Origin of the sequence: Variovorax boronicumulans (assembly GCF_030812215.1) — a bacterium.
GTDB lineage: Bacteria > Pseudomonadota > Gammaproteobacteria > Burkholderiales > Burkholderiaceae_C > Variovorax > Variovorax boronicumulans_C.
Genome location: NZ_JAUSSG010000001.1, coordinates 909,280 through 927,203, shown reverse-complemented (window position 1 = coordinate 927,203; position 17,924 = coordinate 909,280). Strand labels below are relative to the sequence as shown.

Annotated in this window: 16 protein-coding genes; 10 read left to right on the top strand and 6 right to left on the bottom strand. The window is 67.6% G+C overall.

What is annotated here, in order from left to right; genetic code table 11:
• Window positions 1–16: 16 nt before the first annotated feature.
• The 3 genes from J2W23_RS04360 to J2W23_RS04350 all read right to left on the bottom strand — a co-directional run bounded on the left by J2W23_RS04360 (window position 17) and on the right by J2W23_RS04350 (window position 4,027).
• On the bottom strand, window positions 17–1,153 hold the full coding sequence (locus J2W23_RS04360; protein ID WP_307647788.1) for an ABC transporter permease: 1,137 nt from the start codon (window positions 1,151–1,153) through the stop codon (window positions 17–19).
• Between the two features lie 61 nt (window positions 1,154–1,214).
• Window positions 1,215–3,014, bottom strand: coding sequence for an ATP-binding cassette domain-containing protein (locus J2W23_RS04355; protein ID WP_307647787.1), 1,800 nt, complete (start codon window positions 3,012–3,014; stop codon window positions 1,215–1,217).
• On the bottom strand, window positions 3,014–4,027 hold the full coding sequence (locus J2W23_RS04350) for an HlyD family efflux transporter periplasmic adaptor subunit (protein ID WP_307647786.1): 1,014 nt from the start codon (window positions 4,025–4,027) through the stop codon (window positions 3,014–3,016). Before J2W23_RS04350 ends, J2W23_RS04355 begins: the two co-directional genes overlap by 1 nt.
• A gap of 100 nt (window positions 4,028–4,127) precedes the next feature.
• Here J2W23_RS04350 and J2W23_RS04345 point away from each other — a divergent pair, with 100 nt between their 5' ends.
• Entirely contained in the window at window positions 4,128–4,832 is a 705-nt protein-coding gene (locus tag J2W23_RS04345) for a TetR/AcrR family transcriptional regulator (protein WP_307647785.1), read from the top strand.
• Here J2W23_RS04345 and J2W23_RS04340 read toward each other — a convergent pair.
• From J2W23_RS04340 to J2W23_RS04330, 3 genes are all read right to left on the bottom strand, one after another.
• Window positions 4,810–6,189 (bottom strand): phospholipase D-like domain-containing protein, encoded by a 1,380-nt coding sequence (locus tag J2W23_RS04340; protein ID WP_307647784.1) that lies wholly within the window; start codon window positions 6,187–6,189, stop codon window positions 4,810–4,812. The two genes, J2W23_RS04345 and J2W23_RS04340, sit on opposite strands and share 23 nt — an antisense overlap.
• 81 nt (window positions 6,190–6,270) lie before the next feature.
• A complete protein-coding gene (locus J2W23_RS04335; RefSeq protein ID WP_176658541.1) occupies window positions 6,271–6,954 on the bottom strand; it encodes a glutathione S-transferase family protein in 684 nt (227 codons plus the stop codon).
• 27 nt (window positions 6,955–6,981) lie between these two features.
• Window positions 6,982–8,103 carry a 5-methyltetrahydropteroyltriglutamate--homocysteine S-methyltransferase gene (locus J2W23_RS04330; protein WP_307647783.1) on the bottom strand — a complete coding sequence of 374 codons (1,122 nt, stop codon included), beginning with the start codon at window positions 8,101–8,103 and terminating at the stop codon, window positions 6,982–6,984.
• Window positions 8,104–8,250: 147 nt separating this feature from the next.
• On the opposite strand from J2W23_RS04330, the gene J2W23_RS04325 reads away from it, so the two are divergent.
• From J2W23_RS04325 to J2W23_RS04285, 9 genes are all read left to right on the top strand, one after another.
• A complete protein-coding gene (locus J2W23_RS04325; protein WP_176658540.1) occupies window positions 8,251–9,360 on the top strand; it encodes an aromatic ring-hydroxylating dioxygenase subunit alpha in 1,110 nt (369 codons plus the stop codon).
• Complete coding sequence (locus tag J2W23_RS04320; protein ID WP_307647782.1) at window positions 9,357–10,130, top strand: GntR family transcriptional regulator; 774 nt, start codon at window positions 9,357–9,359, stop codon at window positions 10,128–10,130. The genes J2W23_RS04325 and J2W23_RS04320 overlap by 4 nt, the downstream gene beginning before the upstream one ends.
• Before the next feature lie 34 nt (window positions 10,131–10,164).
• Window positions 10,165–11,151 carry a PDR/VanB family oxidoreductase gene (locus J2W23_RS04315; protein WP_176658538.1) on the top strand — a complete coding sequence of 329 codons (987 nt, stop codon included), beginning with the start codon at window positions 10,165–10,167 and terminating at the stop codon, window positions 11,149–11,151.
• A 194-nt stretch (window positions 11,152–11,345) separates the two neighbouring features.
• A complete protein-coding gene (locus tag J2W23_RS04310) occupies window positions 11,346–12,533 on the top strand; it encodes an ABC transporter substrate-binding protein (RefSeq protein ID WP_176658537.1) in 1,188 nt (395 codons plus the stop codon).
• Between the two features lie 308 nt (window positions 12,534–12,841).
• Window positions 12,842–13,714, top strand: coding sequence for a branched-chain amino acid ABC transporter permease (locus tag J2W23_RS04305; protein WP_307647781.1), 873 nt, complete (start codon window positions 12,842–12,844; stop codon window positions 13,712–13,714).
• A gap of 1 nt (window position 13,715) precedes the next feature.
• Window positions 13,716–14,717, top strand: coding sequence for a branched-chain amino acid ABC transporter permease (locus tag J2W23_RS04300; protein WP_307647780.1), 1,002 nt, complete (start codon window positions 13,716–13,718; stop codon window positions 14,715–14,717).
• Entirely contained in the window at window positions 14,714–15,487 is a 774-nt protein-coding gene (locus tag J2W23_RS04295) for an ABC transporter ATP-binding protein (RefSeq protein ID WP_176658534.1), read from the top strand. The genes J2W23_RS04300 and J2W23_RS04295 overlap by 4 nt, the downstream gene beginning before the upstream one ends.
• On the top strand, window positions 15,480–16,184 hold the full coding sequence (locus J2W23_RS04290) for an ABC transporter ATP-binding protein (protein WP_176658533.1): 705 nt from the start codon (window positions 15,480–15,482) through the stop codon (window positions 16,182–16,184). Before J2W23_RS04295 ends, J2W23_RS04290 begins: the two co-directional genes overlap by 8 nt.
• 32 nt (window positions 16,185–16,216) lie before the next feature.
• A complete protein-coding gene (locus tag J2W23_RS04285) occupies window positions 16,217–17,917 on the top strand; it encodes a tannase/feruloyl esterase family alpha/beta hydrolase (RefSeq protein ID WP_307647779.1) in 1,701 nt (566 codons plus the stop codon).
• The last annotated feature ends 7 nt before the right edge of the window (window positions 17,918–17,924 follow it).

Here is a 17,924-nt window from a genome sequence, read left to right as displayed (position 1 = left end):
TTTCCTTCGCCGCTTTTCAATCGAGGCTCTTGCGCGTCACCGCGCGGGCCACTATCAGCAGGCCCACTGCGTACGCCAGCAGGATCAGGCAGTTGCGCCAGATGAGCGGCCAGACGTCGCCCGCGAGGAACAGTGTCTTGATCAGGTCCATGAAGTAGGTGGCTGGCAGCGCATGGCCGATGACGCGCACGGCCGTCGGCACGTTGCGCAGGTCGAACAGGAAGCCCGAGAGCATCATCGAAGGCATGAAGGTCGCGATCAGCGCGACCTGGCTCGCAAGGAACTGGTTGCGTGTGACCGACGAAATGACGAGGCCCAGGCTCACAGCCACGATCAGGTAGAGCATCGAGCTGAACACCACCACGAACAGCGAGCCGTACATCGGCACCGCAAACAGGAAGCGCGCGGCCAGCAGGCAGAGCGCGAGGCCCAGCATGCCGACGCCGAAGTACGGAATGATCTTGGCCAGCAGTATCTCGACCGGCCGCACCGGTGTGACGAACAGCGCCTCGAGCGTGCCGCGCTCCCATTCGCGCGCCATCACCAGCGCGGTGAGGAAGGCGCCGACCAGCGTCATGATGAGCACGATCAACCCCGGCACGAGGTACCAGGTGCTGGTGTTCGCGGCGTTGAACCACATGCGCTGCTCGACCGTGACGCTGCCCACGGGCGGTGCGTCCGCGCCCGAGGTGCTGCCCAGGCGATCCGCCTGCCGCACGGCCGCCTGGGCGAGGGCGCCGCTCACGTAGGCCTGGATGATGGTCGCGCGGCCCGCGTCGGCGCCGTGCACGATCAGTTGCACGCGCGCGTTGCCTGCGGCCAGCGCGCGCGAGAAGTCGCTCGGGATGCGCACGATGCCGTCGACCTTGCGCTCGCGCATCAGTTCTTCGGCGTCGTGCATCGAACCCAGCAGCACCGGCGCGATGGCGGGCGAGAGCTGCAGGCCGGCAATGGCTTCGTGCGCGGTCGGCGAGGCGTCTTCCATCACCACCGCCACCGGCGCATTCTTCACGTCCAGCGACATGCCGTAGCCGAAGATCAGGATCAGCACCATCGGCAGCAGGATGCCGATCACGAGGTTGCTGCGGTCGCGTAGCAACTGGCGGAATTCCTTGCGCGTGAGTGAGACGAGGCGTGACCAGAAGCCGTTCATCGGAACCCTCCCGCGCTACGCGCTGCGGTGCGAGCTTGCTTGGGGCGGCCTGGCGCGGCGCTCATGCCGCGGCTCCTTCGGGTTGCTTCGCGGTGGCTTCTTGCCCTTTGCGCCGTGCTTTCTCGACGATGCCGATGAAGGCTTGCTCCATGTCGATGCGCTTGCCGCTGTCTTGGCCGTCCAGCGCCTGCGTGCGCACTTCCTGCGGCGTGCCGATGGCAAGCACCTTTCCCGCGTCCTGGATCACGATGCGGTCGCAGTACTCGGCCTCTTCCATGAAGTGCGTGGTGATGACGATGGTGGTGCCGCCTTCGGCCAGCGCGGTGATGCGGCGCCAGAACTCGCGGCGCGCAAGCGGGTCGGCCCCGCTCGTGGGCTCGTCGAGAAACAGGATCTCGGGTTCGTGCAGCAGGCCGGTGGCCATGGCAAGCCGCTGCCGGTAGCCGCCGGGCAACTGGCCACTGGGTGTGTCGAGCTCGCGCTCGAGGTCGAACTGGCGCAGCACGATCTGCATGCGCGACTGCAACCGCTGCCCGCGCAGGCCGTAGGCGCCGCCGAAGAACGAGAGGTTCTCGCGCACCGTGAGGTTGCCGTAGAGCGCGAATTTCTGCGAAACGTAGCCGATGCGCTGGCGAGCCTGTGCGCGCGCATGGCGCAGGTCCACGCCAGCCACGCGCAGCTGGCCGCCGCTCGCGGGCAGGAGGCCGCAGAGCATGCGGAAGGTGGTGGTCTTGCCCGCACCGTTGGGGCCGAGCAGGCCGAAGATTTCGCCGCGCCGCACCGAGAAGCTGGTGCTCGCGACGGCGACGAAATCGCCGAAGCGGCGCACGAGGTCTTTCACTTCAATGACGACTTCGTCGGGGTCGCCTTTGGCGGAGGCGGGCGTCGCGACGGCGGTGTGGTTCGGTGCCGATGCCTGCTGCGTGCGCAGCAGCGTCATGAAGCCGTCTTCGAGCCGCGGCGGCACCGGCTCTGCGTGCGCACCGGCCAGCAGCGCGGCAAGCGCCGCATCGTCCGTATCCGGACGACGGATGAAGTGCACCTCGCCGCCTTGCGGCACGGCATCGACGATGTTCTGCCGGGCATCGAGCAGGCGAGCCTGCATCAGGCGCGGCGGTTCGCCGTCCGGCGGCGCGGAAACGAAGCACAGGCCCTTTGCGTGGTCGCGAATCTCGGCCGGGGCACCTTCCGCGAGCAGCTTGCCCTCGCGCAGAACGAACACATGGCTGCAGCGCTCGGCCTCGTCGAGGTACGCGGTGCTCACGATCACCGAGAGCTTTTCGTCCTCCACCAACTGCTGCACGATCTGCCAGAGCTCGCGCCGCGAGAGCGGATCGACGCCGACGGTCGGCTCGTCGAGCAGCAGCAGGTCGGGCGAGCGAACCAGCGTGCAGGCCAGACCCAGCTTCTGCTTCATGCCGCCCGAGAGCTTGCCCGCGGGGCGGTCGGTGAAGCGGCCGAGGTCGGTCATCTCCATCAGCCGGGCGTAGCGCTCGCGGCGCTTCTCGTTCGAGACACCATGCAGGTCGGCGTAGAGGTCGAGGTTCTCCTGCACGCTCAGGTCGTCGTAGAGGCCGAAGCGCTGCGGCATGTAGCTGATGCGGTCCTGCACTGCCTGCGGATCGGCCGACACGTCGATGCCGAGCACACGCAGTTCGCCTTCGTCGGCGCGCATCAGGCCCGCCATCAGGCGCAGCAGCGTGGTCTTGCCGGCGCCGTCCGGACCGACGAGTGCGGTGAGCGTCCCCGCGGGGATGTCGAGCGACACGCCATCGAGCGCATGCACCGGCTGCTTCGACGACTTGAGCGTGAAGCGCTTGTGCAGGGAGCGTCCGGCCACGGCCGGCTCGATGCCGGCCATCAGGACTTGCCGTTGGCGTCGGAGCGCTGCAGCCGCACGGTGGCCGGCATGCCCAGGCGCAGGCGGTCCTGCTTGTCGTCGACCATCACGCGGATCTCGTAGACGAGGCTGCTGCGCAGCTCCTCGGTCTGCACGGTCTTGGGCGTGAACTCCGCCACCGACGCGATGTAGCCGACCTTGCCGGCGATGGCTTCGCCGGGCTGGCTGTCGGTGCTCACGCGCGCGGCCTGGCCCGGCTTCACGCGGCCGAGGTCGGCTTCGGCCACATAGGCGCGCACCCACTTGGGATCGGTGATGGCAAGCGTGAAGGCCGGACGCTGCGGCGAGGCCATGTCGCCGGGTTCGAGCAGGCGGGCGCGCACGACGGCATCGATGGGCGCCTTCAGTTCGGCCTCGGTGAGCTGGTGGTTCATGAGCGCGAGGTCGGCACGCGCCGATTCGAGCTGGGCCTGCGCCTGCGCGATGTCTTCCTTGCGCGGACCGGTGACGACGAGTTGCTGCGCCTTGCGCGCGCTGTCGAGCTGCGCGAGCGCGACCTTGCGTTTCGCCTGTGCGCTGTCCAGGTCCTGCTGGCTCACCGCGCGGCCGGCGGTGGTCTGGCTGATGCCTTGAAGGCGCGCGAGCTGCTGCTGCGCAAGATCGGCATCGGCCTGCGCGGCGGCGACCTGCGCGCCGGCCTGCGCCACTTCTTCAGGTCGGCTGCCGGTCTTCAGGCGCAGCAGGGCCTGCTCCTGCACGCCGATGCGCGCCTGCGACTGCGCCACGCGCAACACCAGCGTGCGGGTGTCGAGCTTGCCGAGCAGTTGTCCGGCCCGGACGTGGTCGCCTTCGCGCACCGCGAGCTCGGCCACCCGGTCGTTGGCGTTGAAGGCGAGCGAGACCTGGCGCACATCGACATTGCCGTAGAGCACGAGCTGGTCGGACGGTGCGGCCGATCGGTTGAAGTACCACCAGCCGCCCGCCACGGCGAGCAACGCGACGACGGCAATGGCGATGAGTGGTTTCTTGTTCATGGGCGTGTTTCCTGCCGGTTTGCTGACTCGGATGCGGCCGGATGTTATCAAATTGAAATTTGAATTTGAAGTATTTTTTCAATTCGATTAACCTCGGCACATGGCCACCAGCTCTTCCAGCACTCCTTCGCGCACGCAGCGCACCGACGGCAACACCACGCGCCTGCACATCCTGGAGACGGCGGGCCAGTTGTTCGCCGAGCGCGGTTTCGCCGATGCCACGAGCAAGGAAATCTGCACCCGCGCCGGCACCAACATGGCCGCGATCAACTACCACTTCAACGGTCGCGACGGGCTCTACGAGGCGGTGCTGATCGAGGCGCACCGCCAGGTCGTGAGCATCGACGAATTGGCCAGCCTCGCCAGCGAGTCGAGCGATCCGCGGCTCAAGCTGCGAGCGTTTCTCACGCACCTGATCGAGATGGGCGGCCAGCCCAAGGCGCCCTGGGGTTTCCGCGTGGTGCTGCGCGAGGCGCTGTCTCCGTCACCGGCGCTGCCGATGATGATCAAGCGCGCGGTACTGCCCAAGGCCAAGCTGTTGCGCGGCCTGCTTGGCGCCATCGTGGGATTGCCCGACGACCATCCCGCGGTGCAGCGCGCACTGCTGTTCACCGTGTTGCCGTGCATCGTGATGATGGTTGCGCCCAAGGACCTGGGCAACAAGGTGCTGCCGGCGCTGAAGGACACCCAGGCCCTCGCGGACGACCTGATGCGCTACGTGCTCGCCGGGCTCGATGCCGTGGCGAAGGAAGCCAAGGCCGCCAAGGCCGCGGCGGCGCCGGCTACAGCTGGAAAGCGACGGTAAGCAGCAGTCCCTCGGCCACGTCGCGCACGAGGCCGGGGCGCCGTGCGCGATAAGGCTCGCCGGCCGAAGCGGTGGTGTCTATCCACTCGGCCAGCCAGTCGATCTCGTTCGCTCCGTAGAACACGACCGCGGCCTCGTGGTTCAGCAGCAGGCTGCGCAGGTCGAGGTTGATCGAGCCGCACATCGCCAGCTCGTGGTCGACCACCACCGCCTTGGCATGCGCCATGAAGGGCAGCATGCGAAAGCTCACGCCCGCGCGCGCCAGGTCGCGCATCGCGCGGGCACGCACGAAGTCGGCCAGGCGGTGGTTCGACTGCGCGGGCATTGCGATCGTCACCTGCACGCCGCGCCGGGCCGCCAGCCGCAGCGCATCGCGCAGGCCGTCGCCGGGCACGAAGTAGGGCGTGATCGCGAGGATGCGGTGCTCGGCGCGAAAGCACGCGTCGATCAGCAGCGCGTGCGCGGTGTCCTCGGTCTGGTCGGGGCCGCTCGGCAGGAACTGGGCCATCGCGGTGCCGGGGGCTTCGGGCAGGTTGTCGCAGGTGATGGCACGCGCCTTGCGCACGCGCACCGAGCGCCAGTCGTGATCGAACTGGCGCGCCGCGGCTGCCGCCACGTTGCCACGCAGATCGAAAGAGAGATCGCGCCAGGCCTCGGGGTACCTGTCGTTGCCGGTGAAGTATTCGCCCGCGAGGTTGCGGCCGCCCGACCAGAGCCAGCCGTCGTCGGCGATGGTGAACTTGCGGTGGTTGCGCAGGTTGCGCGGCCCGGTGCGGCGCAGGCTGAAGAAGGGGCGGAACACCGCCACCTCGCCGCCCGCCGCGCGCAGCAGGTCGAAGTGATGGCGCGGCAGCGAGAGCGCGCCGAAGCCATCGAGCAGCACCCGCACCTTGATGCCGTCGCGCGCCCGCTGCGCGAGCCGCGCGAGCACCGCATGGCCCAGCGCGTCGTCGCCGATGATGAAGGTGCACACGTCGATGCGCTCGCGCGCGCCGTCGATCACCTCGAACAGCGCGAGCCGCGCCTGCTCGCCGTCGGCATGCAGGCGCACCGCGCAGCGCCCCGGCGGTGCGAGGCCGAAGCTCTCGATCAGGTCGGCGGCCCAGTGTCCCGGCGGCACCGAGCGCGGTGGCCGCGGCGAGCCGGCCGGGCGCAGCTTGCGCTGGCCGAACAGCAGGTACATCGGCAGGATCAGGTAGGGCATGAGCACCAGTCCCATCACCCACGCAATGGCGGTGGTGGGCGCGCGCTGCTCGCGGCGCGCGCGCGTGGTCAGTACGTAGACGAGCAGCGCAAAAGTGACGACGAGGAAATGCTGCGAGGGAGAAGGCAGCCAGTCGAACCCTGTATTCGGCATGGGGCGATGATGCCCTAGAAGGTGCGAATGAAATCGGGCATGACGGATTCGTTCACACCTTCCAGACGCGCCCGCGCCCGATCAGCGCTGCAGGAAGGCGGGCACGCCGCGGCCCTCGGAGGCGAGGAACTTCATCATCGGATCGACAACCGCATGCACCGCGGGCCGGTCGCGCACCCGGTTGCGCCAGGCGATGAGGCGCGGCGTGGCATCGGTCATGCCGGCGCCCTTGCGGTCGGCAAAGATGCAGGCCATGTAGAAGGCGATGTCCGCGAAGGAGTAAGGGCCCGCGAGGTATTCGCGCCCGGCGAGCAGGCCTTCCATCTCGCCGTAGTAGCGCGCACAGGCGGCGCACGCGGCGACTGCCGGCGCGCTCTGCATGTCGTTCTGCAGGCCGAAGAGCTTGATGACGTTCGGAAAGAACACCTCGTCGGATTTCTGCTCCAGCTGCCTCGCCCGAGCCCGGTCGGCAATGCCTTCGGGCCACAGGGCAAGCGATGCGGGTGGGGGGTAGCGGTCTTCGAGGTATTCGAAGATCTGCGTCGAGTCGAACAGCTCGACCTCGCCATCCATCAGCACCGGCACCTGTTGCTTCACCGGATTGATGCGCAGCACGTCCGGATGCTTGGGTTCGTAGGCGTCGTCCTTGGTGAACGGCACCATCGTCAGTTCGAACGGAATGCCCTTTTCGAGCGCGGCGATCTGCACCTTCGCGCCGAACATGCTGAGGGGGCCTGAGAGGATCTTTGTCGTGGTCGTCGTCATGCTCCCGACTTCACCAGAAACCGGGCTTCAGGTCGAGCCCCAGACCTCTTGCGCCGTTTCGACGACCAGGCGCAGCTTGTTGCGTTGCGCTTCCACCGCGATGTTGTTGCCGTGCACCGTGCTGGAGAAGCCGCACTGCGGCGAGAGCGCAAGTTGCTCGAGCGGCGCGTACTTGGCGGCGTCCTCGATGCGGCGCTTGAGTTCGTCCTTGTCTTCCATCTCGCCGAACTTGGTCGTCACGAGGCCCAGCACCACCGTCTTGCCCTCGGGCAGGTAGCGCAGCGGCTTGAAGTCGCCCGAGCGGGCGTCGTCGTATTCCATGAAGTAGGCGTCCAGGTCCATCTCCTTGAGCAGCGCCTCGGCCACCGGCTCGTAGTTGCCGGCCGCGGCGTGCGTGCTCTTGAAATTGCCGCGGCACAGGTGCATTGCGAGCAGCATGCCCGGCGGCTTCTGCGCGACCACCTTGTTGATGAAGGCCGCATAGCGATGCGGCAGCTCGTTCGGGTCGTCGCCGCGCTTGCGGGCGGCTTCACGCATGTGCTCGTCGCACAGGTAGGCGAGGTTGGTGTCGTCCATCTGCACGTAGGTGCAGCCGGCCGCGGCCAGCGAGCGCAGCTCGTCGCCGTAGGCCTTGGCCACGTCGTCGTAGAACACCGGGTCGAGCTCGGGATACGCGTCCTTGCTGATGCCGGCGCGCCCGCCGCGAAAGTGCAGCATGGTCGGCGAGGGGATCGTCACCTTCGGCGTGCGGCCCGCGGAAACCTGGCTCTTCAGGTACTGAAAATCGGCAAGCTGGATGTCCTTGACGTGGCGCACCTTGTCGATCACGCGCATCGCGGGCGGTGCCAGCTCCTCGGTGCCATCGGGCTTGCGGATGGTGACCGGGATGTCGGTCTTCACGCCGCCGAGCTGGTCGAGAAAGTCGATGTGGAAGTACGTGCGGCGGAACTCGCCGTCGGTGATGCTTTTGAGGCCAATGTCTTCCTGGAAGCGGACGATTTCGGTGATGGCCTTGTCTTCGACCGTGCGCAGTTGCTCGGGCGTGATCTCGCCCTTGGCCTTCTGCTCACGCGCTTCGAGCAGGTACTTGGGGCGCAGGAAACTGCCGACGTGGTCGTAGCGTGCGGGCAGGGCGGCGTGCTGGGACATGGGGTGAACTCCGTCGTGGCTGATAACGAACGGAGCATCCTAGCGCCTTCGAAAGCGGCTTTTTTGTATACGCAGAGATCGGTATTTACCCTCGATTTAGGCATTTCCAGATGGCAATTTCATGATTTCTGTATACATTGAGTATTCATGAAAACGCCCACGACTGCCTTTCCGTTGAATGCCTGGTACGCCGCCGCCTACGACGTCGAAGTGCGCCACGCATTGCTGCCCCGCACGATCTGCAACCAGAAAGTGGTGCTGTTTCGCCGCACCGACGGCCAGGTGGCCGTGCTCGAAGACGCCTGCTGGCACCGCCTGATGCCGCTGTCGCTCGGCCGCCTCGAAGGCGACGAACTGGTCTGCGGCTACCACGGCCTTGTCTACAACAGCCAGGGCCGCTGCACCCACATGCCGAGCCAGGAAACGCTCAATCCCTCGGCGTGCGTGCGCAGCTTTCCGGTGGTCGAGAAGCACCGCTTCGTGTGGATCTGGCCCGGCGATCCGGCCAAGGCCGACCCGGCGCTGGTGCCCGACATGCACTGGAACGACGACCCCGCCTGGGCCGGCGACGGCAAGATGATCCGCGTCAACTGCGACTACCGGCTCGTGGTCGACAACCTCATGGACCTCACGCACGAGACCTTCGTGCACGGCTCGTCGATCGGCAACCGCGAAGTGGCCGAGGCGCCTTTCGTCGCCACGCACGGCGACCGCTCGGCCACCGTCACACGCTGGATGGAAGACATCGTCGCGCCGCCGTTCTGGGGCGGCCAGATCCGCCATGCGCGCGGCTACACGGGCAAGGTCGACCGCTGGCAGATCATCCGTTTCGAAGGCCCGTGCACGGTGAACATCGACGTCGGCGTGGCCGAGGCGGGCAGCGGCGCGGTGCCCAGCAACGGCAACCCCGGCGACCGCAGCAAGGGCGTCAACGGCTACGTGCTCAACACCATCACGCCCGAAACCGACAAGACCTGTCTCTACTTCTGGGCTTTCGCCCGCAACTACTGCATCGGCGAGCAGCGCCTCACGCACGAACTGCGCGAAGGCGTGGCCGGCATCTTCCGCGAGGACGAGCTCGTGCTCGAAGCGCAGCAGAAGGCGATGGACGACCACCCCGACCACCAGTTCTACAACCTCAACATCGACGCCGGCTCGATGTGGGCGCGCCGGCTGATCGATCGCATGATCGAGAAGGAAAAGCCCGCGCGCGCCGCGATCCCGATCCGTCCCGTGGAAGAGAAGCAGGCCGCATGAAGGCCGCAGTGGTTGCCCCCATCGAGCCCGGCGACACCGGCAGCTCGCAGGCCGTGAAGGCACAGTTGCGGCTGCGCGAAATGATCCTCGCGGGCGAACTGCCCGGCGGTGCGCGCATCGCCGAGGTGGCGATCTCCGAACAGCTCGGCGTGTCGCGCACCCCCGTGCGCAGTGCGCTGATGCGCCTCGAACAAGAGGGCCTGCTCGAAGCGCTGCCCAACGGCGGCTACGCGGTGCGCACGTTTTCCGAGCGCGACGTGGCCGATGCCATCGAGCTGCGCGGCACGCTCGAAGGGCTGGTCGCCCGGCTCGCGGCCGAGCGCGGCGCGGCGCCCGTGGTGCTGCGCGAAGCGCGCGCGTGCCTCGCGCGCATCGACGAGTTGCTGCGCGAGCCCGCGCTCGACGATGCGGCGTTCTCCCGCTACGTGACGCACAACGAGAAATTCCATGCACTGCTGTGCGAGATGGCCGGCAGCCCGGTCATCGCGCAGCAGCTCGAGCGCGTGGTCAACCTGCCGTTCGCCTCGCCCTCTGGCTTCGTCATCGTGCAGGCCAACTCGCCGGCCGCACGCGACATGCTCGTGATCGCGCAGGACCAGCACCTGCAGGTGCTCGACGCCATCGAGTCCGGCGAAGGCTCGCGCGCCGAGGCGCTGATGCGCGAGCACAGCCGCATTGCGCGGCGCAACCTGCGCGAGGCGCTGCACGGCACGCCGACCGCCGAGCAGCGCCCGCTGCCCGGCGTGCAGCTGATTCGCCGCCGCGGCTGATCGATTTCTTCTTTTCCCCTGTTGGTGTCCCCCGATGAAAAGCGATCTTCAATGGATGCAGGCGCAGGTCGTTGCGCTGCGCGATGTCACTCCCACGGTGCGCGAGTTCGAGCTGCGGCCCGAGTCGGGCTTTGCCGCGTCGTATGAGCCCGGCGCCCACCTGCAGGTGCAGGTGATGACGGCACAAGGCAAGCTGCAGACACGCTCCTACTCGCTGGTCGGCGAGGGCGACGGCCAGTGCTGGCGCATCGCGGTCAAGCGGCTGGACGACGGCCGTGGCGGCTCGCTCGCCATGTGGCAGCTCGCGCCCGGCGACCGCCTGCAGGTGAGCGCGCCCCAGAACCACTTTGCGCTCGACCTCTCCGCGCCCGGCTACTTGCTGGTAGCGGGCGGCATCGGCATCACGCCGCTGGTGCTGATGGCGCAGCGTCTGGGCGCCCATGCGAAGCGCAGCGGTGTGCCGGTGAAGATGCTCTACGGCGCGCGCCATGCCGGCGAGTTCGGCTACCTCTCGCACTTGCAGGAAGCCTTGGGCGACAACGTCGTTGCGCACGAAGGCTCCATGCCCATCGATTTCGAAGCCGCCATCGCCGAGCTGCCGTCCGGCGGCCAGCTCTACACCTGCGGCCCGGTGCCGATGCTCGAAGCCGTCAAGCGCGCCTGGGAGGCGGCCGGCCGCGCCCCGGCCGACCTGCGTTTCGAGACCTTCGGCAGCAGCGGCCGGCTCGCGACACAGGCCTTCACGGTGCGCATTCCCCGGCACGACCTGGCCATCACCGTGCCGGCCGACTGCACGTTGCTCGATGCACTCGACGCCGCCGGCGTGCAGACCCTCTGGGACTGCAAGCGCGGCGAATGCGGCCTCTGCGCCATGGACGTGCTCGCCGTCGAAGGCGAGGTCGACCACCGCGACGTCTTCCTGAGCGCCCATGAGAAAGCGGCCACCACCCGCATCTGCGCCTGCGTGTCACGCGCCGTAGGTACGCTCACGCTCGATTCCGCCTACCGCGCCGACAGTTGATTGACCCCAAGCCGTTCGGGCTCAGCCCGAACGGTGATGGAAAAGAGTGCTGCGCGATCATCGCGCAGTTCATTTGTTGATCGCGCAACAAAGGCCCGCGAGACGGGCCGGCTAGGTGATTGCCTGCTCTGCCGAATGTTGCAAAGTGTTGAAAATAGCCCCGGTTTCGCATTCCGTCCTCCAAGGAAAACCTCATGCAAAGACGCCACCTCATCCAGACCGCGGGCCTCTCGGCGATCGCGCTCTCCGCCGCACTCGCGGCGCCCTTCGCCAGCGCCCAGGACAACAACAAGTTCAAGATCGGCCTGATCCTCCCGATGACCGGCCAGTCGGCCTCCACCGGCCGCCAGATCGAAGCCGCCGCCCGCCTGTACATGGCGCAGAACGGCGACACCGTGGCCGGCAAGAAGATCGAGCTGATCGTCAAGGACGACACCGGCCTGCCCGACGTCACCAAGCGCCTCGCGCAGGAGCTGGTGGTGAACGACAAGGTCAATGTGCTGGCCGGCTTCGGCCTCACGCCGCTGGCGCTGGCCGTGGCGCCCATCGCCACCCAGTCGAAGACGCCTGAAGTGGTGATGGCCGCGGCCACCTCCAGCATCACCGAGGCCTCGCCCTACATCGTGCGGTCGAGCTTCACGCTGCCGCAGGTGTCGGTCGCCATGGGCGACTGGGCGCCCAAGAACGGCGTGAAGACGGTCGTCACGCTGGTGGCCGACTACGGCCCCGGCAACGATGCCGAGAAGTTCTTCAGCGAGCGCTTCCAGCTCAACGGCGGCAAGGTGATCGAAAAACTCCGCGTGCCGCTGCGCAACCCCGACTTCGCGCCGTTCCTGCAGAAGGTGCGCGACGCCAAGCCCGATGCGCTGTTCGTCTTCGTGCCCTCGGGCGCTGGCGCGGCGGTGATGAAGCAGTTTCTCGAACGCGGCATGGACAAGGCCGGCATCCGCATGATCGCCACCGGCGACGTGACCGATGACGACCAACTCAACGACATGGGCGACGGCGCGCTCGGCGTGGTCACCTCGCACCACTACTCGGCCGCGCACCCGTCTGCCGCGAACAAGAAGTTCGTCGAAGCCTTCCAGAAGGCCAACCCGAAGATGCGTCCCAACTTCATGGCCGTCGGCGGCTATGACGGCATGCGGGTGATCTACGAAGCGCTCAAGACCACCAAGGGCCAGGGCGGCGGCGAAGCGCTGCTGGCGGCCATGAAGGGCCAGGTCTTCGAGAGCCCGCGCGGCCAGGTGCTGATCGATGCACAGACGCGAGACATCGTGCAGGACGTGTACCTGCGCAAGGTCGAGAAGAAGGACGGGCAGCTCTACAACGTCGAGTTCGATGTGATCAAGGGTGTGAAGGATCCAGGCAAGGCAAAGTAAGACTTCCCGGGGGCATGAGGTGCGTTGTTGTTCAGGGCGCGATCCCGCCGACGGCGTACCTTGCTCCACGAATGTCCCCCGCCCTTCGGGCTCCTCCTTGATTTCGCTGCGCAAGGCACCCCATCGGCGTGCTCGTTGTTCAGAGCAGTTATTGATCGGCCGTACACCAGCCGCGTGCCCATGTGCGCAGGGCATCGGGTGCTCCCCGCAGCGAAATCAAGGAGGAGGCGAAGCCGGGGGACATTCGCGGAGGGGAGTACCCGGTGGCCTGTGCACTCGCCCTGAACACCAGCACCCCGAAAACAAATATGTTGACCATTCTTTTCGACGGCATCGCCTACGGCATGCTGCTCTTCGTCCTCGCCGTCGGCCTGGCCGTGACGCTCGGGTTGATGAACTTCATCAACCTCGCACACGGCGCCTTCGCCATGGCGGGCGGCTACCTCACCGTGTTCGCGATGCAGAAGCTCGGGCTGCCGTTCCTGGCCTGCCTGCCGCTTGCGTTCATCGTCGTGGCGCTGGCCGGCGCACTGCTGGAGCGCACGCTCTACCGGCCGATGTACGGCAAGCCGCATCTGGACCAGGTGCTTTTTTCCATCGGCCTTGCGTTCATGGCGGTGGCCGCCATCGACTACTTCGTCGGCTCGTCGCAGCAGAACGTGCAACTGCCCGAGTGGCTGCGCGGCCGCACCGAGATCGGTGACGGTGCGTTCCTGCTGGGCATGGGCCACTACCGCATCTTCATCATCGCGGTGTGCGCGGTGCTCACCGTGGTGCTGCAACTGATCCTCTCGAAGACGCGCTTCGGCAGCCGGCTGCGCGCCGCGGTCGATGATCCGCGCGTGGCCGCGGGCCTGGGCATCAACGTGAACGTCGTGTTCCTGCTGACCTTCGCCGTGGGCTCGGGGCTTGCGGGTCTGGGCGGTGCGCTGGGCGCGGAAATCCTCGGGCTCGATCCGACCTTTCCGCTCAAGTACATGATCTATTTCCTGATCGTGGTGTCCGTGGGCGGCACCTCGTCGATCACCGGGCCGCTCGCGGCCGCGCTGCTGCTCGGCATTGCCGACGTGGCGGGCAAGTACTTCATTCCGAAGATGGGCGCGTTCACCGTCTACCTGCTGATGATCATGATCCTGATGTGGCGGCCCCAAGGGCTGTTCACGCGCAAGGGAGGTCGTTGAGATGAGCGCGCCTTCTTCTTCCACCGCGACCTACGAATCGGCCCTGCTGCGCACCGCACGCTGGCGGCCCTGGGAGTTCGTGGTCTGGGCGGTGGCCTTCGCACTGCCGCTGGTGGTGCCCTCGCATTCGCTGCTGGTCAACGAGATCGCCATCGTCGCGCTGTTCGCGATGTCGCTCGACCTGATCCTCGGCTACACCGGCATCGTCTCGCTCGGCCATGCCGCCTTCTTCGGCTTCGGCGCGTACGCGGCGGCACTGTTCGCCAAGCTCGTGATGCCGGACCCGACCGTCGGGCTGGTGTTCGCGACCGTGCTCTCGGCGCTGCTGGGCCTCGTGGCCAGCGTGACGATCCTGCGCGGCAGCGACCTCACGCGGCTGATGGTCACGCTCGGCACCGCGCTGCTGCTGCTCGAACTCGCCAACAAGCTCGACTGGCTCACCGGCGGCGCCGACGGCCTGCAGGGCGTGGTGATGGGGCCGGTGCTCGGCCTCTTCGAATTCGACCTGTACGGCCGCACGGCCGCCTGGTATTCGCTCGCGGTGATGCTGGTGCTGTTCCTCGTGATGCGCCGGCTGGTGCATTCGCCGTTCGGCGCGACGTTGAAGGCGATTCGCGACAACCGGCTGCGCGCCATGGCCATCGGCATTCCGGTGGTGTCGCGGCTCGCGGTCATCTACACCGTGGCGGCCGGCATTGCCGGCGCGGCGGGTGCGCTGCTCGCGCAGACCACCGGCTTCGCGTCGCTCGACGTGCTGGCCTTCGACCGCTCGGCCGACGTGCTGCTGATGCTGGTGATCGGCGGCGTGGGCTGGCTCTATGGCGGCGTGGCGGGCGCCATCGTCTTCAAGCTGCTGCAGAACTGGCTCTCGGCGGTGACGCCGCAGTACTGGATGTTCTGGATCGGCCTCATCCTCGTGCTGCTGGTGCTCGTGGGACGCGACCGTCTGCTCAAGCCGTGGACGTGGTTCGGCATGGGCAAGAAGAAGGGCGGTGCGGCATGACCACCACCACCGAGACCGTGCTTTCGACGCAAGGGCTGGTGATGCGCTTCGGCGGCATCACGGCGACCAACAACGTCACGATGGAATTGAAGCGCGGCGCGCGCCATGCACTGATCGGCCCGAACGGCGCCGGCAAGACCACGCTGATCAACCTGCTGACCGGCGTGCTGACCCCCACCGAGGGCCGCATCACGCTGCTCGGCGAAGACATCACCACGCTCGCGCCGCACAAGCGCGTGGCGCGCGGGCTGGTGCGCACCTTCCAGATCAACCAGCTGTTCGATTCGATGACGCCGCTGGAAACGCTCGCGCTCGTGGTCTCGCAGCAGAAGGGCATCGCCGCGCAATGGTGGCGCCCGCTCGGCGGCACCAAGGGGATCGCGGAGCGGGCCGGGCAACTGCTGGAGCAGTTCCACCTGGCGGACGTCGCGAAGCAGCAGACGAAGTTCATGGCCTACGGCAAGCGCCGCCTGCTGGAGATCGCCATTGCGCTCGCCTGCGAGCCGCGCGTGCTGCTGCTCGATGAACCCGTGGCGGGCGTGCCTGCCGGCGAGCGCGAGGAGCTGCTGCAGACCGTGGCCGCGTTGCCGGCCGATGTGTCGGTGCTGCTGATCGAGCACGACATGGACCTGGTGTTCAGCTTTGCCGACCGCATGACGGTGCTGGTCAACGGCACGCTGCTGACCGAAGGCGACCCCGAGACCATCGCCAACGATCCGAAGGTGAAAGAGGTCTACCTGGGCCATGGAACGGAGAACGCCCATGTCTGAGCTGCTTCGCATCGAGAACCTGAGCGCAGGCTACGGCGAAGCCGTGGTGCTGCACGACGTGGCGTTCGCGCTCGGCGAAGGCCAGACGCTCGCGCTGCTCGGCCGCAACGGCACGGGCAAGACGACGCTGATCAACACGCTGGCCGGTGCCACGCGGCAGCATGGCGGCAGCATCGCGCTCGGTGGGCAGGCGCTGCACAAGCTGGCGCCGCACCAGCGTGCGGCAGCCGGCATCGGCTGGGTACCGCAGGAGCGCAACATCTTCAAGTCGCTCACCGTGCACGAGAACCTCACCGCGGTGGAGCGTCCGGGCAAGTGGAATCCACAGCGCGTGTACGAAATGTTCCCGCGCCTGGCCGAGCGCAAGACGAACCTCGGCACGCAGCTCTCGGGCGGCGAACAGCAGATGCTGGCCGTCGGCCGCGCGCTGGTGCTCAATCCGAAGCTGCTGCTGCTCGACGAGCCGCTCGAAGGCCTCGCGCCGATCATCGTGGAAGAACTGCTGCGCGCCATCCGCCGCATCACGCAGGACGAAGGGCTGGCCGCGATCATCGTGGAGCAGCACCCGCAGGCGATCCTCGCGATTTCCGACCACGCGGTGGTGCTCGACCACGGCACCATCGTGCATACCGACAGCGCGGCGGCATTGCGCAGCCAGCCGCAGGTGCTCGAACGGCTGCTGGGCGTGGCGCGGTAGCGGCCCGGCGAACAACAAAAGGAGACAGACAGATGGCGACCCCGAAGACAGTGTTTTGCGGGGGCGCCATGCTGGCGGTCGCCGCGTTGCTCGCCGCGTGCGGCACCCCCACCGGACCGAGGGCGCTCACGCTCGGCGGCGACCCGGCGACGTCTTGCGCAGCTCTCGCCGCGCCGATCGCGTCTGCTGCGATCGGCCTGCCGAGCGGTGCCGCCACCATCGACGCGGCGACCCTCGTCGCCGCGTCTCCGTTGGCGGTCGCGGAGCGTGGACCCAGTCCCGCGTCGCGCATCACGCCGGTGACGCCCGCGCACTGCAAGGTGCTCGGCCGCATCGCACCGCTCGATGCGAGCGCGCCGCCGATCCTGTTCCAGGTGAACCTGCCGCTCGCATGGAACGGGCGCAGCGTGCAGTACGGCGGCGGTGGCTTCAACGGCACGCTGATCACCGGTCTCGCGCTGGTGCCGGCCGCGCGCTTCGACTTGCCCACGCCGCTCGCGCAGGGTTACGTGACCTACGGCACGGACTCGGGCCACCAGAGCGTGCAGGGCCAGCCGCCGCAAGCTTTTGCGCTCAACGACGAGGCACTCGTGAACTTTGCGCATGCCTCGTACAAGAAGGTACGCGACGTGGCGGTGGCATTGATGCAGCGTGCCTATGGGCAGGGGCCGCAGAAGCTGTACTTCATGGGCAGCTCCGAAGGTGGGCGCGAGGCGCTCACGATGGCGCAGCGCTATCCGCAGGACTTCGACGGCATCTTCAGCCGCGTGCCGGTGATCAACTGGACGGGTCTGCAGCACGCGGGCACGCGCAACGGCATCGCGACTTTCGGCGAGGGGTGGCTGCGGCCCGCGCAGGTGCAACTGGTGCACAACGCGGTGCTCGCAGCGTGCGATGCCGTGGACGGCGTGGGCGACCGCATCGTGTCGAACCCGGTGGCCTGCCTGCAGCGCTTCGATCCGGCCAGCCTGCGCTGCGCGGCCGGCACGAGCGGCGACAGCTGCCTCAACGATGCGCAGGTGCAGGCGGTGCGCACGCTGCGCTCGCCGTGGCGTTCGCCCGTGCCGCTGGCCAACGGTGTCGCCGAATATCCGGGCTGGGGCATTGGCGGTGAAGGCACGCCGGCTTTCGCCTCGATGGGCGGCTGGAACGCGTGGTGGACCGGCACCGCAGCACCGACCGTGCCGCCGCAGCCGAGCAACGGCATCGCGTGGTTCTACGGTAGCGGCGCGCTGCAGTATTTCTATGCGCGCAATCCATCGCTCGACGTGCGCAACTACCGCGCCGAAGACTTCGCCGCCCGCATCGCCACCGTGTCGCAGCTGATGGACTCGACCAACCCGGACCTCGGCGCCTTCAGCGCGCGCGGCGGCAAGCTGCTGATGCTGGAGCACATGGCCGACTATGCGCAGAGCCCGTTCGCCGGCATCCGCTACTACGAGTCGGTGGTGGCGCGCATGGGCCGCGACAACGTGGACCGCTTCATGCGCCTGTACACCGCGCCGGGTGTGGACCACGTGGGCAGCGGCGCACCGGCCAATGTCGATATGCTCGGCGCGCTGGCCGACTGGGTCGAGCGGGGTCGTGCGCCGGTTGGGCTGCAACTCGTCGAGCAGGAAGTGCAACCGCCATTCAAGGTCGTGCGTGCGCGGCCACTGTGCGAGTGGCCGCTGTGGCCGCGCTACGTGAGCGGCGATCCATCGCAGGCGACCAGCTTCCAGTGCAGCAAATAGCGCGAGC

Excerpts from the sequence above, each read along its gene's own strand:
- J2W23_RS04310 (WP_176658537.1), top strand. The coding sequence starts at position 11,346 with ATGCAAAGACGCCACCTCATCCAGACCGCGGGCCTCTCGGCGATCGCG.
- J2W23_RS04300 (WP_307647780.1), top strand. The coding sequence starts at position 13,716 with ATGAGCGCGCCTTCTTCTTCCACCGCGACCTACGAATCGGCCCTGCTG.
- J2W23_RS04315 (WP_176658538.1), top strand. The coding sequence starts at position 10,165 with ATGAAAAGCGATCTTCAATGGATGCAGGCGCAGGTCGTTGCGCTGCGC.
- J2W23_RS04350 (WP_307647786.1), bottom strand. The coding sequence starts at position 4,027 with ATGAACAAGAAACCACTCATCGCCATTGCCGTCGTCGCGTTGCTCGCC.
- J2W23_RS04285 (WP_307647779.1), top strand. The coding sequence starts at position 16,217 with ATGGCGACCCCGAAGACAGTGTTTTGCGGGGGCGCCATGCTGGCGGTC.
- J2W23_RS04340 (WP_307647784.1), bottom strand. The coding sequence starts at position 6,189 with ATGCCGAATACAGGGTTCGACTGGCTGCCTTCTCCCTCGCAGCATTTC.
- J2W23_RS04295 (WP_176658534.1), top strand. The coding sequence starts at position 14,714 with ATGACCACCACCACCGAGACCGTGCTTTCGACGCAAGGGCTGGTGATG.
- J2W23_RS04320 (WP_307647782.1), top strand. The coding sequence starts at position 9,357 with ATGAAGGCCGCAGTGGTTGCCCCCATCGAGCCCGGCGACACCGGCAGC.
- J2W23_RS04335 (WP_176658541.1), bottom strand. The coding sequence starts at position 6,954 with ATGACGACGACCACGACAAAGATCCTCTCAGGCCCCCTCAGCATGTTC.
- J2W23_RS04290 (WP_176658533.1), top strand. The coding sequence starts at position 15,480 with ATGTCTGAGCTGCTTCGCATCGAGAACCTGAGCGCAGGCTACGGCGAA.
- J2W23_RS04345 (WP_307647785.1), top strand. The coding sequence starts at position 4,128 with ATGGCCACCAGCTCTTCCAGCACTCCTTCGCGCACGCAGCGCACCGAC.
- J2W23_RS04355 (WP_307647787.1), bottom strand. The coding sequence starts at position 3,014 with ATGGCCGGCATCGAGCCGGCCGTGGCCGGACGCTCCCTGCACAAGCGC.
- J2W23_RS04360 (WP_307647788.1), bottom strand. The coding sequence starts at position 1,153 with ATGAACGGCTTCTGGTCACGCCTCGTCTCACTCACGCGCAAGGAATTC.
- J2W23_RS04330 (WP_307647783.1), bottom strand. The coding sequence starts at position 8,103 with ATGTCCCAGCACGCCGCCCTGCCCGCACGCTACGACCACGTCGGCAGT.
- J2W23_RS04325 (WP_176658540.1), top strand. The coding sequence starts at position 8,251 with ATGAAAACGCCCACGACTGCCTTTCCGTTGAATGCCTGGTACGCCGCC.
- J2W23_RS04305 (WP_307647781.1), top strand. The coding sequence starts at position 12,842 with ATGTTGACCATTCTTTTCGACGGCATCGCCTACGGCATGCTGCTCTTC.